This is a genomic window from Planococcus sp. SSTMD024, assembly GCF_041320495.1.
Taxonomy (GTDB): domain Bacteria; phylum Bacillota; class Bacilli; order Bacillales_A; family Planococcaceae; genus Planococcus.
Window position 1 is genome coordinate 349,623 of sequence record NZ_JBGGNS010000021.1, and the last position, 16,960, is coordinate 366,582.

Genomic DNA, 16,960 nt, shown 5'->3' on the forward strand with positions numbered 1-16,960 from the left:
TTCTTTTTAGATTTTTTCGATCGTCCGGCTTTCGCCACCGAAAAATGCCGCTTCCCATTCAACCGGGTAGCGGCATTTACGCTTGCTCTTACAGATTCAAACAGCTGGTGTCATTCCAGCCCGTCCAGTTCTTCTGCAGAATGAAAATTATCCGCCAAGACGCTGCTGGCAGGCAGTTCCAGTTTTCAGTCTTTGCGGTAAACGTCTTCTGCACGATGAAACCCGTCCGCAATGAGCGTATCTTGAATATTATCGTCGTTGACGGCAACTGGTTCAAGCAACACAGACGGCACTTCGCTTTTTCCGTTGTTGATGCTGACGGTCGGTCCGATTTCGTTCCCTTCCGCCAATTCGACAGCAAGCGCTGCGACACGTTCGGACAATTGCTGGATCGGTTTATAGACGGTCATCGATTGTGTGCCGTCGACAATCCGCTGCACAGCTGCCAGTTCGGCATCCTGCCCTGCGACCGGGACGGACCCGGCAAGCCCTTGTTGCGCAAGCGCCTCGACCGCCCCGCCGGCGGTCGCGTCATTTGCCGCGATAACCGCATCTATTTGGTTGCCGTTGATGTCGAGCGCCTGCGACATATGCGCAAAAGCTTGTTCCGGCGCCCAATCTTCAGTCCACTCATCATAAATGATGTTGATGTCGCCGCGTTCGATTGCCGGCTGCAGCACATCAAACACGCCTTTTTTCAAAAGATGGGCGTTATTGTCTGTCGGGGCGCCGCCGATGTAGACGTAATTGCCTTCTGGAACCAATTCCAGCATTTTCTCGGCTTGCAGCTCCCCCACCTTTTCATTGTCAAAGGAGACGTATAAATCGATTTCCGCATTTTTCACGAGCCGGTCGTAAGCGATGACTTTGATGCCTGCCCCGTGCGCTTTATGGACAATCGCTGCGGTCGCTTCTGCGTTATGCGGCACGATGACGAGTAAGTCGATGCCTTGTTGGATCATCTCTTCGGCTTGGGCGATCTGCAGCGCGTCGTCCCCATTCGCTGCGGCAATCTCCACTTCCAATCCGCGCGATTCAATCGCTTGTTCGAACAATTCTCGGTCTTTCAGCCAGCGCTCTTCTTTCAAGGTGTCCATTGCAAAGCCGATTTTCAGCGGTTCCTCGTCTTGTGCCTTGTCGTCTTCCTTGAACACACTTTTTTCGGGCAGCTTAGCGTCTTCCTGGCACGCTGCCAGCCAAACGCCCGTACTCATCAGCAACAATCCCCTTAGCAACCGCTTCATGTGCTGATTCCTTGCGTGCGGCCTGAATTCAGCAGGTTCAAACGGTATTCAGTCGGGGACTGCTCGTGCATTTTCTTAAACACTTTGCTGAAATAATTGGGTTCGTGGTAACCGACTTCCAGGGCAATCGTTTTCAAGCTGATTTCCGGGTCGGCGAGCAGTTTCTTGGCTTTTCCCATCCGGCATTCCGTCAAAAAGTCGATGTAATTGATGCCGAGTTTTTCTTTGAACAATTTGCTGATATAGATGGGGCTCAAATCCACTTTCTTCGCCAGCACTTCGAGTGAAATGTCTTCATGGGAATGCTCCATGATGAATTGCTTGATTTTATGGATCTTGTCGAATTCCACACGGCTGAAATGCATGGTGTAATGCTGCTTCAAAGCCTTTATCAAATCCGAGGTTTCTAACATCAATTGGCGATAGTCTTGTGCCGGGATCGCATAATAAGGCGCTTCCGTCTCGATTCCGGATTCCTCCATGATCCGGCTGGAAAGCCATAATAATTCAAGCGAACGCTGCTGGGTTCTGAGGACATTTTCGCCTGTCTGCTCCGATTGCCGGATCAATCCGTTTACGATATCTTCGACCGCTTCCCAATCGCCAGTCCGGACACAATCAGCCATTCTCTTTTCCTGCTGCTTGATGAGCGCGGGGTCATGTGTGCGGATAGGTTCTAAGTCTGCCGAATAAAAACGGTAGCGCGAAGGAACCGCTAAATCCATCATGGCGATCAATGATTTCTGGTAGGAATCCCGCACCTGCTCCAAAGAATCGCACACCGGCCCAATCCCGACAAAGCATTGCTCCCGCTTGCCGGATGCTGCCAAAATCCGATTCGCAAGCGTGATCGCCTGGGAGCGGTATGAATGAGCAGGATCGCGGAAGACGATGAGCGGCAATTGCCAGTCATAACAAGGGCCCGCCCAAATATGAGAAGTTTCGCTGATGTCCCGTTTAATATCGCGGCATAGTTGCTCCACGCCTTTTGGGACGGCGATCGTCATGACGAATTTCTCGTTGGATGGCTCGGTTCCTTTCATGTCTACCAGCAAATCGATGTGCATGTCCTGGACTTGATCGAACAATAATTGCGTAACGATATCCATCTCCACGATGGCCATCGCTTTTTGCAAGGCGCTTTGTTGCTGCTCGCGTTGCGCTGATTGCTGTGCTTTCTTTTTCAAATGACTGAACAACTTCTCCGCGATGGCCACGATTTCTGCCGCTTTGCTTGGTTTCAGCAAATAATCTTTCACGCCCAATTTGATCGCTCGCTGGGCGTAGCCAAAAGTATCGAATGCTGTCATCATGACAAATTCGACTTCCGGGTCGGTCCCGCGAATTTGTTCGATCGCCTCCAAGCCCGTCATGACCGGCATCATGATGTCCATGAAGATAATATCCGGCTGCCAGTCAGCTGCAATTTCCACTGCCTGTTTGCCATTTTTCGCTTGCTTGATCTCTATTTCCTCGAATGACCGCTCCAGGATCGCTTTCATCCCTTCACGTTCCATCGGTTCATCGTCTACGAGCAGGAGCTTAAACATAGCTTTCAACCTCCGTTACTTTCGGCAATTTCAAAACGATTTTCGTTCCACACTGCGGCATGCTTTCGATTTTGATGACATCGTCGCTGCCGTAGAACAGCTGCAGCCTTTTCGCGACATTGGCAAAGCCGATGCCCGTTGCATGCCCTTCTTGTGGGTCGATGCCGCCTGTTAATAGCTGTTCGATTTTATGTTCGTCCATGCCTTGGCCGTTGTCTTCAATTTCCACCCGTATGTGCTGGTCTTCTTCTTTGATGCGGAACCAGATTTCGCCGTCGTCTTCTTTCGGCTCAATCCCATGGATTACGGCATTTTCGATGAGCGGCTGAAGCGTCAGGCTCGGCATTTGATATACCAAGGCCGCTGGATCCAAGTCGATGTGAAAGGTCAACCGGTCGCTGAAACGGGCTTTTTGGATGTCCATATATTGCGTCAACACATGCGCTTCTTCTTCAAGTGTCACGGTATGGTCGAGGCGCTTCAGATTATAGCGCAGCAAACCGGCCACGCTGACCAATAAATCACTGGTGTCTTCGGCGCCGTCCAGATAGGCTTTTTTCGATAAGGTGTTCAAGGTGTTGAACAGGAAATGCGGATTGATCTGGCTTTGGAGATGGCGCATCTGGCTTTGCTGCAGCAGCAATTGGCTCTCCTGCAATTCACTCTCCACTTGGGCTTTTTGCTGAATTTCCATGATCAGTTTATTGATGTTCACGCGCATATGGTCAAAGGTTTTCGCCAAAAAGGAAATTTCGTCATTGGAATTCACGCGGATTGGCTGGTCAAAGCGCCCTTTGGCCAATTCGTTGGCCGCTTTCGTCAATTGATGGACCGGCTTGGTGATGCTTAAGGAAAACAAATAGGTAAACAATAACAACAACACGCTTGTCAGGGATAACAGCAAAATGCCCATCGTGTTCAGTTCCTGTGATTGCCGGATAATGTCCCGGTAAAAGCGTTCGTACGTCCTGAGTTCGGAATTGAAAATCGATAAGGTCATTTCGGAGATATAGACGGACATGCGATTCGCTTCCGTGAATTCGCTCGCCGCGATGTCATTCTCGCCTTGTTCGCTGAAAGCAGCGGAACGTTCCACGGTTTCTATAAAACTTTCGATCATATTGCTGTAATTGGTCAAAGAAAATTCATTGTCCGCATTGCGCAATTCCAACAACGACGCCTGGGCGTCCTGCAGCCTTTTTTGGCTGGACGCGAGCGTCGTTGCTGAGCGGGCTGTCGGATTGGATAGATAGTCGTTCAAATTGGTCACCGTTTGCTGGCTGGAGGCGGTCACTTCGTTCATCTGCAAATAGCGCTGCAAGATGTCATTGTATTGGTCCTGCATTTTCTGGTTGTAAAAGGTCAATGCCAGCCAAATCGCGAACATCATGACGATGACGATTCCCGCGAGCATCCAAATCTTCTTTTGGATTGTATTCACGGCAATTCATCCTTTCCTTCCACAATGCGGATATCGGTCACATATCCTTTGGAATCAAGAGGCACGACTTCATTGCGTAACCACTTCATCATCATTTCGACGCTTTTCTCGCCCATCTCTTCCGGCGATTGTTCGATGATGGCATCGAGCTTGCCTTCCGTTAACAGCGCAGAAGCATCCGAACCGTCATCGAATGAATACAGGTAGAACGGCTCGAGTTCGGTGCGGCTGCTGATTTCCTGCATGACCACACGGGCTTGGCGGATATCGAGCAAGATGAACGCATCGACATTCGGATGCTCGTTCAACGCTTGCTGCGCGGCATCTGCCGCTTCTTCATCCGAAGAACCGCTTTCGATATAAGTGGAACGGATCTCCGGGTATCGTGCCAGGCTGTCTTCCATGCCATCCAAGCGCAGGCGTTCGCTGTATTCCAGTTCCGCGTCGCCAAGCAAGACCATTTCCCCCGATGTGCCCATATCGGCGACCAATTGCTCCACCAGCAATTCACCGGCTGCGTAATGGTCCGAGCCGATATAGGTTTTGCGCAAGCTTTTCTCGACCGGCACGTCATTTGCGACGGTGATGATCGGGATGCCATAGGAAGCGGCTTTGATGCGCGCCAATTGCTGGAACTCTTCGGTGTCATGGCCTTGCACGATGACTCCGTCCACTTTCGAATGAAGCGCAATTTCCACTTGTTTGAGGAAATCTTCCTGGTTTTTCCCATAGCTCCCCCATAGTTCAAACCCGACATCTTCCCGTTCCGCTTGTTCGGCAGCGCCTTGTCCCACCAGTTTCCAAAACGGCGTATCCAATTCTTGTGTGATGAGCACGATCCGCTGGCGCTCCTGGTCGCTGCTGACGGCTGAGGGCAGTTCCCATTCGGAGTTCAGGACTTTATTTACCGACAGCACGGTAAAAAAACCGAGCACGGCACATAATGAGCACAGCACAAAGATGACTTTTCTTCTCACGGTTCGTTCCCCTTTTCGCGATGAAACTGTTTTCATCTTACCACCTGTCGGAAAATTCGCAATACTGTCTATATAGAAACAAGCACCTTCGTCTTTGAAGGTGCTTGAAACTCGTATTTTCCGAAGTTTATTGCTCGCTTTCCGTGGGGCGGGAATCGAGCCTCCTCGTCACTTCGTTCCTGTGGGGTCTCTCAAACCCGCTAGTCCCACAGGAGTCGAGCAAACACTTCTCCAAACACTTAGACAGTTCATTGATTTTTGAATGCAGCGAAAAGCATTTCCATTCTAATTTGTAGCAGCTCCTAAGCTTTTTTAACACTCTGGAAACGCATTCCTTCGTCAGCGAAGGTGCTTGTTTGTGATGAAGTTACCCGCGCTGTTTGCGCGTCATGACATCGAAAATGACAGCTGCGGCCAAGACTCCGCCGCGAATCATGTACTGATAGGAAATGCCGACACCGAGCAAGTTCATGCCGCTCGACAAGGACGCCATAACAATCGCACCGATGATCGCACCGGTGACTTTGCCGACGCCGCCGGCTGAAGAAACCCCGCCGACATACGCTGCGGCGATGGCATCGAGCTCAAACAAGGTTCCCGCTGTCGTCGTTGCCGATTGCAGGCGCGCCGTGAACAGGATACCGGACAAGGCGGCGAGCATGCCCATTGAGCCGAAGACGATCATGGTGATTTTCGTGACATTGATGCCGCTCAAATGCGCCGCTTCCGGGTTGCTGCCGACTGCGTAAATATTGCGCCCGAGAACCGTTTTCGTCGATAGGAAATGATAAATCACAACGACGAGCAGCATGATGACGACCGTCCACGAGAATCCGTTGTATCCAGCCAGTACCCACGTAATATAGCCGATGATGAACGACACAAAAACCAGCTTCAAGGTGAAGATCGGCAGTGAAATCACATCGAAACCGTATTTCACTTTATTGCGGCGTGTGGAGATTTCACTGTAAATATAAAGAGCGATGCCAATCACCCCAACGAGCACCGACAGCAAGTGAAGGCCGTTCACTTCCACAAGCGACGGGATGAAGCCATTGCCCAGTGCATTGAACAAATCATCGTTGACGATGATGGTGCCTGTCGATTCCGTGACATTGAGCAAAGCTCCGCGGAAAATGAGCATGCCGGCCAGTGTCGCGACAAACGACGGGATGCCGATTTTCGCGACCAAAAAGCCGTTGAATAAGCCGATGATGATGCCGAACGCCAAGACGATCGGAATGACGAGCCATACGGACATGCCCATCTGCGTCAGGAAAATCGCCGCCACGGCGCCGAGGAATCCGGCGACAAAGCCGACCGATAAATCGATGTGGCGGATGACGATGATGAGCGTCATGCCGACTGCGAGCACCGCGATATAGCCCGCTGAATCGAGCAAGTTGCTGATGTTTCGCGATGACATGAACAAACCGTCTGTCAAAACGGAAAAGGTCAGCATGATGACGAACAATGCGATGTACATGCCGTAATCGCGGATATTGGTTTTGATCAGAAAGCGCGCTTCATTGAAAAAAGTCATGGATACCTACCCCCTATTGCGTTGCCAATTCCATAATGGCTTCTTGTGTCGTGTTTTCTCTCGACAATTCTCCGGTGATCGCGCCTTCTGCCATCACGTAGATGCGGTCGCTCATGCCGATGATTTCGTTCAGTTCCGAAGAAATCATGATGATGCTCATGCCTTGCTTGATCAATTCGTTCATGATCGTGTAGATCTCGAATTTCGCCCCGACGTCAATGCCGCGCGTCGGTTCATCGAGGATCAGGATTTTCGGTCCCGTGAACAGCCATTTGCCGAGCGATACTTTTTGCTGGTTGCCGCCGCTCAGTTTGCCGACTGCCAATTCGAGCGAGCTCGTTTTGATGTGCATCGATTTTCTGTACTCAGAGCCCACTTTCACTTCCTCGTTCAAATTCAGCACGCCGCTTTGCGAGATTCCCTTTAAATGAGCCGCCGTGATATTGTTCTTGATGTCATTGATCAAGAACAAGCCATTGCCTTTGCGGTCTTCGGTCACATAAGCAATTCCCGCCTTGATGGCGTCGCTAGTATGTTTGAATTGCACTTTCCGGCCATTGACCTGCATATCGCCTTCCACTTTGTATTTTTTCGGGTTGCCAAAAATGCTGAGCGCAAGTTCCGTACGCCCCGAGCCCATCAGCCCGGCAATGCCGACGATTTCACCTTGCTTCACTTGGATATTCGCTTTTTTCACGACGTGGCGGCCAAGCTGCGTATCGTATGCCGACCAATCATTCAATTCGAGCACCGTCTCGCCGAATTGATGATCGAGGCGTTTCGGGTAGATGTCGGCGATTTCGCGGCCCACCATGTTTTTGATGATGACGCTCTCCGATATTTCCCCTTTATGGGCATCCAAAGTGACGATCGTTTTGCCGTCCCGTAAAATCGTCGCTTTATCGGCAATCGAAATGACTTCTTTTAATTTATGGGAAATCATGATGCAGGTGATTCCTTGCGACCGCAATTCTTTCAATAGCTCCAATAAATTCTCGCTGTCGTTTTCATTCAAGGCAGCTGTCGGTTCGTCGAGGATCAACAGCTTGACGTCCTTACTCAAGGTCTTGGCGATTTCCACCAATTGCTGCTTGCCGACCCCGAGATCTTTGATTAGAGTTTCCGGATCGACATTCAACTTGACCTTTTTCAGCATCTTAGCCGACTGGACAATCGTTTCGTTCCAATCGACGAACGGGCCTTTGCGGATTTCGTTTCCGGCAAAAATATTTTCGTAAACCGTCAGATCCGGAAACAGCGCCAGCTCCTGATAGATGATGGCGATTCCGGCTTTGACGCTATCGTTGATTTCATTGAAGCGTTGGATTTCCCCTTCGAAGACGATGTCCCCTTCATATGTACCATAGGGATATACGCCACTTAGCACTTTCATGAGAGTGGACTTCCCTGCCCCGTTTTCGCCGATCAAGCAATGGATTTCCCCGCGCTCCACTTTGAAATTGACGTCATCCAGCGCTTTGATTCCGGTAAACTCTTTGGTAATTCCGTTCATTTCCAAAATATAATCTCTCATTTCTCCGCCTCCCTTACAAAAACCTCAAGGAATGGAGAAATAGTGATAGACGGCGCTACCACTATTCCTGTGTCCTATTGTTTTACTCGATGCCTGTAAACTCGCTTGCTTCGTAATATTCCGTATCGATCAATTCGGCTTTTACGTTTTCTTTATCGACTACGATGACGTCTGTCTGCTTCGCTTTCACTTCGCCTGCTCCGTTATCATAAGAACCTGTTGTTTCCGGTTCGTTGCCATCCAACACTTCAACGGCCATGCCCATTGCATCCTGCACCAATGTGCGGACATCTTTGAAGACCGTCATCGATTGTTTCTCGTCGATGATGTACTGGATTGACGCTTTCTCAGCATCCTGGCCAGTGATCGTGTAATCCGTCACAGCGGAATCCGATCCGAACACATCTGCAATCGAGCGGGCAGTGCCATCGTTCGGCGCCAAAATCGCTACATTGCCTTTCATGTCTTCACTTACCGAAGTCAAATGCGTCTGTGCTTTGTTCTTGGATTCGTTTGGATCCCAGTTTGTGGTGACCTGGCCGATGATTTTGCTCAACTGGTCGCGGTCCAATTCTTTCGTATCGGACAAAGCTTCCGCTTCGCTGGAGTTGGCGATCTTGAATGTGCCGTCAGCGATTTTCGGCTGAAGCACTTCCCATGCGCCTTGGAAGAACAAGAAGGCGTTGTTATCTGAAGAAGCTCCTGCGTACAAGTACAACGGGATATCCGAGCCTTCTGCGTTATCGATCAAGTACTGGGCTTGTGCTGCCCCTACTGCCAATGAATCGAATGTCACGTAGTAATCAACTGCATCCGTATCGGTGATCAAACGGTCATATGCAATAACCGTCACGTCATCCGCTTTTGCAGCTTCCACAGCAGCCGCGGCCGCAGCCCCGTCATGCGGCGTGATGATCAAGACTTTGATGCCTTTGTTCAATAACGCTTCGACGTTCTCTTTTTCTTTAGCTGAAGACCCTTGGCTGAAGAGAATTTCTGTCGAGTAGTCTGAATCTGCCAATGCATCTTTGAAGCGCTGCTCATCCTGTACCCAACGCGGCTCATCTTTTGTCGGCAAGACGATTCCGACATCCACCCCAGAGCCAGAACCCGAACCAGAACCTGCTTCCCCTTCGCTATTGCATGCAGCGGCCATTAACGCGAACAACACCAAAATCATCAGCAACAGCAAGCCTTTACCATTCTTTTTCATATTCTTTCCCCTCTCCCTTTGTCAATATAAGTAATTACTTCTTAAGTATAAATTCTGAAAACTTAAATGATAGCGCTTTCACTAGCACTCTTTTAACATCATCTGTACTTTTTTAACTTTTCGCTTCAAAGCTTGTATCATCTCTTCATCCGTCCCTAGTTTCCAGACAATAAAAAAACGCCAATCCTCTATAAATAGGGATTGGCGTTTTCTTATTGTTCCTGCCCGCGTGGTGCTTTAGGTGGTTGGCATGTATCGCATTTGCGCTGGTTGTTCTTGTTGAACTTCGTGAAAGTCTTCTCGAAGTTATTGCCGCATGCGCATTTGAACAAGAGCTTTTGGGAGAATCCGTGGTATTCCGTCGACAATAATTTGCTGTCTGAATTGTTGTTGACGAATGTCCGGATTTTATCGATCGTCCATCGTTTATTCATTCTGTTACACCTCAATTTAGGATTGGCTGGAGGTTTTTGGGCATCCATTGCCTTGGGACAACGCATAGTTGTCTTAAGTCATCTATTATAACACGCTTCGGGCCATTCTGTAGCATTGTTCAAGCCGGACGAAGAAAATGGCTCTTTAGCAAAAGGGTTACTTGTAAAAAAATTGAATCTTTTTTATCTATTCCCACGTATAATTTAAACGATAGCAATATATAATTCTCTATGAAAGGCATGATTCCATGGGCATTGTCACATTGGTCATTTTGATTTTCTTTTTTCCTTACGGATGGTTTCTCTGGACCAGCATCAGCAACAAAACCGGCATGGTGGAGACTTACCGCTGGAAAAAACCGCTGGCTGCCCTCCTGCTCCTCATTCTCATCAGCGCAGTGCTGAATTATTTCTATTCCGACGCATACAATCTCGCATTCTTCCAGAACGGGTTCGAGTTGACGGTTGGATTGATCGTGGCCGGTGCCTTCCTGGTGATTTTCTCGATCATCAATATCATTGTCAGCATCGTCTATAAAGGCGCCCCGAAATCGTTTCATAACCCGAAAGTTGTGTGGGCATTTACGGGTGTCCTCTGCACGACGATCCTGTTTTTCATCGTCTGGGTCTACCCTTTGGCGGAAAAAGCATCCTATATTGTCCGGCTCGATTCAGCAATTGCAGCCGCGAATGAAAAGCAAGACGGCGAGGAAATTACGGTCGTGTTCATGAGTTCCGAAAAAAAATGCGTCCGCCGCCGCACCGAGAATTGCAACTCGAGCGATTACCAAAACGCTTTTTTTGTCCAAAATAATTTGGACGAGACAAAGCAAGTGCAAGTGCAAATACGCGCACTCGATCGCCAACAAAACGAACTGAAATTGGTGGAGTCCAATATCATGACGCTTCAAGCAGGCGAATTGAAATTGGTCGAGACGGAAGAAACCTCTAATAATACGAGTATCTGGAGCAGGTCGACATTTGAAACCGAAGTCCAAACCCGCTTTTACCAGTCAATCTACCGTTACCGAGACGCCAACTAAAAAAATCCCTTCCCGCTTGTATCGCGGGAAGGGATTTTTGATTTTACGCTTCCGAATGTGTGCTGCCTGCAGCAATCAGCTGGAATGCATCCAGCAAAGCGCGCACTTCATCGGTCGTCTCGGTGTGCATCAAATCGTTACGGAGTTCACCGGCACCACGTACGCCACGCACATAAATCTTGAAGAAACGGCGCAGCGGCTTGAAGGCAATCGGCTCGGTTTCTGTCGAGTATTTATCATGGAGGTCCAGGTGCAGACGCAACAAGTCGAACAATTCCTGCGTGCTGTGCTCACGAGGCTCCTCCTCGAATGCGAACGGGTTATGGAAAATCCCGCGCCCGATCATGACGCCGTCAATGCCGTATTTATCCGCCAGTTCCTGGCCGGTCTTGCGGTCCGGGATGTCGCCGTTAATGGTGATCAAAGTATCCGGTGCGATCTCATCGCGCAAAGCCTTGATCTCGGGGATCAATTCCCAATGCGCGGGCACGGCACTCATTTCTTTTTTCGTCCGCAAATGGATCGACAGGTTGGCGATGTCCTGCTCTAAAACATGCGTCAGCCAGCCTTTCCATTCGTCGACACTTGTATAGCCGAGGCGCGTCTTGACGCTGACAGGCAATCCGCCCATTTTCGCGGCCTGGATGATTTCCGCTGCGTTATCGGGATAGTTGATCAAGCCGCTGCCTTTTCCTTTGGCCGCAACGTTTGGCACCGGACAGCCCATATTGATGTCGACGCCTTTAAAGCCCTGCGCCGCCATGCCGATGCTCATCTCGCGGAAATGCTCCGGCTTGTTGCCCCAGATATGGGCGACGATCGGCTGCTCGTCTTCCGTGAATGTCAAACGCCCGCGTACGCTGTGGATGCCTTCCGGATGGCAATAGCTTTCCGTATTCGTAAACTCCGTGAAATATACATCAGGGCTCGCCGCTGCTGCTACGACATGGCGAAACACCACATTCGTTACGTCTTCCATCGGCGCCAATACAAAAAATGGCTTCGGCAATTCACGCCAAAAATTCTCTTTCATAACTCAATTCCAATCCTTTCCTTACGGGATGAAGCACTCCTTCATCCAAAAATTCACTGTCATCTATAATGAAAATCCAAAATGTCCAACTTCACAATGCGCTTATCTTTTCTTAACCTTATATAGTTTACACGATTCACGCAGCTGTGGAAAGTGAGCTGTTTTTAACGCGCATAAAAACGCCGCCCATTAATCGGACGGCGCTCTATTGATCAGGATCCGAAAAAATGATGCCGGTTCTTGCCGGCTTTCTTCGCACAATACAAAGCTTCATCTGCCTGTTTCAGTAAAGTGTTCAACTCGCAATCGGCCCCGTTCACGTAAGACGCAATGCCGATGCTGGTGGAAAGCGCATAATCTGCATCCCACGTGCTCAGACTCTCGAGCAATTGCCCGGCAAGCCTGTCCATTTCCACTTTGCTTAACGGGACGGCGAAATGCACAAAAAACTCATCACCGCCAAGGCGGAATGCCAACGCATCTTTTCGCTGTGCGGTAAACCGCTCAAGCCTTAATGCCACTTCCTTCAACACCAAATCGCCTGCATCATGACCATGCACATCGTTGACTTTCTTGAAGCCGTCCAGGTCCAGAAAAAATGCCGCTCCTCCTGATTCCGGATGCTTATCGAAAAATCGCGCCAGAAAATGCCGATTGTACAGCTTCGTCAGCGAATCCCTGTACGCAAAACGCTCAAGTTCCAAGTAATAGGAAAACATCCGGACAATACGCTGCAATAAAGTGATGCTTTTCGGATCGAACTCGCTTTTCACATCGTTCACTGCGCATAAAGTGCCAAACCGCTCCCCATTGACCAAGGAAATTGGAATTCCCATATACGCGCGCACATTGGCCGCTTCGAGCTTTTCTTCAAACATTCCCAGTGCATGCCCATCTTTGACATCTTCGTAGACCAATGGCTGCTTGTGCTTGAAATCGATACGGCTGCACAGCGAATCCTCCAGGTTGATAACCATGCCTTCTTCGACAGGGATGGTAGTGTCGTTTGGCGAAAGTCTAAGAATCATTTGCTGGTCGTCGCTAATCGAGCTCAAGTAAACCAATTGATCCGGCAAAATTTCTTTCGCCAAACCAATCACATCTTCCGCCAACTCATCGAAATTCTTATACATTTCCAATTCCCGAAATGTCACCATCATTAAGCACCTCAATTATTGTCAGATTGTTATTTTTATTTTTTGGAAAATTAAACCAATATATATACCCAATTTTTAACTATATTTATTAAAGTTTAACATATAATACCTGCCCGTACAGTCATCTTCAATCCCATAAAATTGGAAAAACCTCAGATCGCAGCGCACGACACGCTAGCAATCCAAGGTTTTTGGTGGTTCTCTAATTTTTCAATAGCTGACCCAGCTCAAGCCGGTCGTGCCTTCTCCGGCATGGACACCCACACAAACGCTCAATGGGATGACTTCCACTTTCAGCCCGGAAAACTCCTTCATCAATTCGTTTTTCCATACTTCGGCGCCTGCTTCGTTATTGCAATGAATAACCGCCACTTCCGGCACCATGCCACTCTCCATATCCGCACGCAAGGCCGAATTGACGCTTTCCTTGGCGCGTTTGTTCGAACGCACTTTCTCTTTCATGACCGTGATGCCGTCCACGAAAGTGATGACCACTTTGATGTTCAGTATATTGCTGAGGAATGCCTGCGTCCCAGACACCCGCCCGCTTTTATGCAATTGGTTCAAACTCGACGGAATGAACGATAAATGCGATTTGGCGGTCAATTGATTGATCGTCTCCACCACTTCTTCCGGTTCTTTGCCGGCTGCGAACAATTCATTGCCGATTTCGATCATTTTCCCCATCGGGAACGAACCGATTTTCGAATCGACCGGGTACACCTTGAAATCCGCCATCTCGGCAGCTGATAGCGCGCTGTTATAAGTACCGGACAATCCGCTCGACAAATGAAGCGCCACGGCCAAATCATAACCTTCGGACTGCAATTTCTCGTATAAGGCTGTCATCTCTCCGATGGCCGGCTGTGAAGTTTTCGGCGATACTTTCGCCGCACGTAATTTATCGTAAAATTCTCCTTGTGTCAGGTCGATCGACTCGCGGTACGACCCATCGTCAAATACGACACTAAGGGGCAATACATAGACATTATGCCGTTGAATGAATGCATCATCCAATTGCGCTGCTGTATCCGTGATCCATGCGATTTTTTTCATTCTAAAAATTCCCCTCTAGATGCGAATTCCATATCGGAAGCAGTTGTCTGCTGTAGTTAACGTACAGGAGGCGCGGCCCCAGCGGCTAGTGACAGATGTCACATAAGGAAAAATTAATGTAAGCGCCGACATAATTTGCACTTATATTCGTTATATCTTTCCAATTATAAAAAGGAAAAGCCGCCGATCCCTAAAGATCAGCGGCCTTCCTTATTTAACCGGCTGTTTCGCTTTCTGCTTGCCGATCGCAAAGTCAGCAAGTGCGGGAATAAGCATATCTTCCATCGGCGGGTTGTGAAGCCCTGCCCGCACATCGCGGTAATAGCGCTGCAAAGGCGATTTTTCTGACAGGCTGTGCGCACCCGCGACCCGCATCGCGAGATCCACAATGTCGACCGCCGAATTCGTCACTGCGACTTTCACGGCCCCGAGTTCCGCAGCCATCTGCGCGCGCTGTTCGGCGTCCGAGTCGTCCCATTGTTTCGCGACGGAATAAAGGAAATGCCGCGCCCGCTGCAATTCCAATTCGATTTGGCCGATCTTTTGTTTGACGTTCGGCAACTCAATGATCGGGCCGTTCAAGCTATTCGGCGAATAGTCTCGCGCAAAGCGAATCGCGTAGTCCTGCGCGGCCTGCGCGATTCCGAGGTAGCACGCCGGAATATGGAGCAGCCATCCCGCCGGCTGTTTTTTCCCGGGCACGCTGATTTCGACCAAGGCTTTTTCCTCCACGTGGACATTCGTCAGCACCAAATCATGGCTCCCGGTGCCGGTCATCGCCACGCTATCCCAAGTCTCGTCGATCGCTACGCCAGCCGACGTCCGCGGCACAAGGAAATAGCCGACTTCTCCGGTTTCTTCGATAGATGCGGTCACATTAAAATAATCCAAAACCGGTGCCATTGACGTAAACGACTTGCGCCCATCAATGACCCACGAACCGTCAACTTTTCTCGCTGTGGTCGATGGTTTCCCGCCTCTCGTCGGACTTCCCGTCTGCTTTTCGGTCGCGCAATTATTGATCAACGCACCGCGCGCTTGGATGTCGTCGAATAAAGCCTCGAGCACCGATTCGTCCCATTTACCGGTCTCGCCCAAATCTTGAACGATGCCCATATGCCAGCCGATCGACAACCCGGTCGACCCGTCCGCGCGGCTGATCGCTTCCTGGTAGCGCAGCAGCTCCGACAAGGAAATACCCGCTCCGCCGTATTCTTTCGGAATCGTCAATGCCGGGTAATTGATCGCCTTCAGCTCAATGAAATTCTCAAACGGAAATTTCCGCTCCGAGTCGTTACGCGCAGCCCGTTCTGTAAATGGCGCCACCGTTTCATTCAATATGTCCATGCGTTCTTCAAATGTCTTTGCTTTCGTGATATCCATCATTCTTCACCTTTCTTTAGCTATTGCGCCCATTCCTCTGTCAAAATGAAGCCGTCGTACTGCTCATTCGACTCGATGTATTCCTGGAATTCCTCGGATTCGTAAGCGTCTTTCAAATCTTTCGCCCACTCAGTATCCGCGTTTTCTTCCTCGATCGTCACGACGATCCGGTGCTGCTCCGGCGTGTTCTCAATCTTCAAGGCATCGGTAATCTTGCGGTCCGGCGCATTGGCAATATAATTGCCGTTGACGACGCCAAAGTCAATGTCTTGCAGCGACACCAGGATTTGTGCCGGGTCCAATACTTTCAAGTCCAAGTCGTAATCGGCGCTTTCCACTGTGTTCAAATTAAAGTCCGTCACGCCTGCCTCATCTGACACCGTCACCCACCCGAGCTCCTCCAAGATGCGCACTGCGCGTTCCTGGTTGACCGGATCGTTCGGCAAGCCGATAGTCGAGCCGTCCTTCACTTCATCCAAGGATTGATGATGCTCGGAATACAAGCCTTGAGGCGCGCTCGGCACAAACGCGATGCCTGTCATCTCCATGCCGAGTTCCTCGTTGATTCCTTCCATATACGCCGTGCTCTGGAAAATGCTCGCATCGATCGAGCCTTCTTGCATCGCCGGGTTCAACTGCATGTTCTGGGAAAACGTTGTCGTATCCACTTTATACCCTTTCTCCTCTAAAATAGGCAAGATCCCTTCCTTGAATTGCTGCTCATATGTCCCGACGCCAAAACCGACACGCACTTCTTTCTTGTCTTCCCCGGAAGCTTCCCCGCTATCGCCGCATCCCGCAAGCAACAGCGCACCCGAAATCCCGAGCACTCCAACCCAACGCTTGTTCATCTGCCATCTCTCCTCGTTCTCCATTTTTTTGAATGAAACACTATCAACTCGCGGCTCAATAGAAAAAGCCCCTCTTCATAAAAAAGAAGAGAGGCGCACCGTCCGGCTCTTCTCATCTCTCAAATGCTCACGCACCTGCTGGATTTGGCACAGTTTCAAATTGGACATCCAATCTGTTCCGCTGCCGAAGCTTCAAAGGGCCAGTCCCTCCACTTCTCTGGATAAGAAATTATGTACTCGAAGTTAATGCCGAGTAATTTGATATGATTAATACAATAGCAGAGCTTTGATTTTATGGCAATAGGTCGTTTGGGGATTGCTCCATAAAAACACTCCTTCCCACTAAATCGGCAAGGAGTTTTAGACTGTCGAGAAAGTCAATAAGTCGTATTTTCCGAAGCTTATCGCACGACTCCGTGGGCTCGCGCCCAAGCCTCCTCAGTCGCTTCGAAACCCTTGTGCTCCCACATCTGCATAGCAGATGCGTCGCAAATGAATGCA

At 49.7% G+C, this 16,960-nt stretch carries 14 protein-coding genes and 1 riboswitch; of the genes, 1 reads left to right on the forward strand and 13 read right to left on the reverse strand.

The window, feature by feature from the left end; translation table 11 throughout:
• Nucleotides 1-185: 185 nt before the first annotated feature.
• The 8 genes from xylF to AB9R92_RS08745 form a co-directional block, all read right to left on the reverse strand.
• Complete coding sequence (gene xylF / locus AB9R92_RS08710; RefSeq protein WP_370669071.1) at nucleotides 186-1,214, reverse strand: D-xylose ABC transporter substrate-binding protein; 1,029 nt, start codon at nucleotides 1,212-1,214, stop codon at nucleotides 186-188.
• Between the two features lie 26 nt (nucleotides 1,215-1,240).
• The gene (locus tag AB9R92_RS08715; RefSeq protein WP_370669072.1) at nucleotides 1,241-2,794 is read right to left on the reverse strand and encodes a response regulator transcription factor; all 1,554 of its coding nucleotides are present in this window, start codon (nucleotides 2,792-2,794) and stop codon (nucleotides 1,241-1,243) included.
• Nucleotides 2,787-4,235, reverse strand: coding sequence for a sensor histidine kinase (locus AB9R92_RS08720; protein ID WP_370669073.1), 1,449 nt, complete (start codon nucleotides 4,233-4,235; stop codon nucleotides 2,787-2,789). The genes AB9R92_RS08715 and AB9R92_RS08720 overlap by 8 nt, the downstream gene beginning before the upstream one ends.
• Nucleotides 4,232-5,212 carry a sugar ABC transporter substrate-binding protein gene (locus AB9R92_RS08725; protein ID WP_370669074.1) on the reverse strand — a complete coding sequence of 327 codons (981 nt, stop codon included), beginning with the start codon at nucleotides 5,210-5,212 and terminating at the stop codon, nucleotides 4,232-4,234. Before AB9R92_RS08725 ends, AB9R92_RS08720 begins: the two co-directional genes overlap by 4 nt.
• Before the next feature lie 367 nt (nucleotides 5,213-5,579).
• Nucleotides 5,580-6,755: a sugar ABC transporter permease gene (locus AB9R92_RS08730; protein ID WP_370669075.1), complete on the reverse strand. Its 1,176-nt coding sequence runs from the start codon at nucleotides 6,753-6,755 to the stop codon at nucleotides 5,580-5,582.
• A gap of 13 nt (nucleotides 6,756-6,768) precedes the next feature.
• Complete coding sequence (locus tag AB9R92_RS08735) at nucleotides 6,769-8,289, reverse strand: ATP-binding cassette domain-containing protein (RefSeq protein ID WP_370669076.1); 1,521 nt, start codon at nucleotides 8,287-8,289, stop codon at nucleotides 6,769-6,771.
• Nucleotides 8,290-8,371: 82 nt separating this feature from the next.
• Nucleotides 8,372-9,502 carry a sugar ABC transporter substrate-binding protein gene (locus AB9R92_RS08740; protein WP_370669077.1) on the reverse strand — a complete coding sequence of 377 codons (1,131 nt, stop codon included), beginning with the start codon at nucleotides 9,500-9,502 and terminating at the stop codon, nucleotides 8,372-8,374.
• Nucleotides 9,503-9,714: 212 nt separating this feature from the next.
• The gene (locus AB9R92_RS08745; protein ID WP_058381746.1) at nucleotides 9,715-9,936 is read right to left on the reverse strand and encodes a hypothetical protein; all 222 of its coding nucleotides are present in this window, start codon (nucleotides 9,934-9,936) and stop codon (nucleotides 9,715-9,717) included.
• A 248-nt stretch (nucleotides 9,937-10,184) separates the two neighbouring features.
• Between AB9R92_RS08745 and AB9R92_RS08750 the strand changes: the two genes are divergently transcribed.
• Nucleotides 10,185-10,979 carry a hypothetical protein gene (locus AB9R92_RS08750; protein WP_370669078.1) on the forward strand — a complete coding sequence of 265 codons (795 nt, stop codon included), beginning with the start codon at nucleotides 10,185-10,187 and terminating at the stop codon, nucleotides 10,977-10,979.
• A gap of 43 nt (nucleotides 10,980-11,022) precedes the next feature.
• Here the strand turns inward: AB9R92_RS08750 and AB9R92_RS08755 are convergent, their stop codons facing one another.
• The 5 genes from AB9R92_RS08755 to AB9R92_RS08775 all read right to left on the reverse strand — a co-directional run bounded on the left by AB9R92_RS08755 (nucleotide 11,023) and on the right by AB9R92_RS08775 (nucleotide 16,459).
• Nucleotides 11,023-12,012, reverse strand: a complete 990-nt coding sequence (locus tag AB9R92_RS08755; protein ID WP_370669079.1) for a tRNA dihydrouridine synthase — start codon at nucleotides 12,010-12,012, stop codon at nucleotides 11,023-11,025.
• Nucleotides 12,013-12,224: 212 nt separating this feature from the next.
• Nucleotides 12,225-13,172 carry a sensor domain-containing diguanylate cyclase gene (locus tag AB9R92_RS08760; RefSeq protein WP_370669080.1) on the reverse strand — a complete coding sequence of 316 codons (948 nt, stop codon included), beginning with the start codon at nucleotides 13,170-13,172 and terminating at the stop codon, nucleotides 12,225-12,227.
• 207 nt (nucleotides 13,173-13,379) lie between these two features.
• Nucleotides 13,380-14,225, reverse strand: a complete 846-nt coding sequence (locus AB9R92_RS08765; protein ID WP_370669081.1) for a DegV family protein — start codon at nucleotides 14,223-14,225, stop codon at nucleotides 13,380-13,382.
• A gap of 210 nt (nucleotides 14,226-14,435) precedes the next feature.
• Nucleotides 14,436-15,608 (reverse strand): acyl-CoA dehydrogenase family protein, encoded by a 1,173-nt coding sequence (locus tag AB9R92_RS08770; protein ID WP_370669104.1) that lies wholly within the window; start codon nucleotides 15,606-15,608, stop codon nucleotides 14,436-14,438.
• 20 nt (nucleotides 15,609-15,628) lie between these two features.
• On the reverse strand, nucleotides 15,629-16,459 hold the full coding sequence (locus tag AB9R92_RS08775) for a MetQ/NlpA family ABC transporter substrate-binding protein (protein WP_370669082.1): 831 nt from the start codon (nucleotides 16,457-16,459) through the stop codon (nucleotides 15,629-15,631).
• A gap of 109 nt (nucleotides 16,460-16,568) precedes the next feature.
• Nucleotides 16,569-16,687, reverse strand: a riboswitch (SAM riboswitch).
• Nucleotides 16,688-16,960 lie beyond the last annotated feature (273 nt).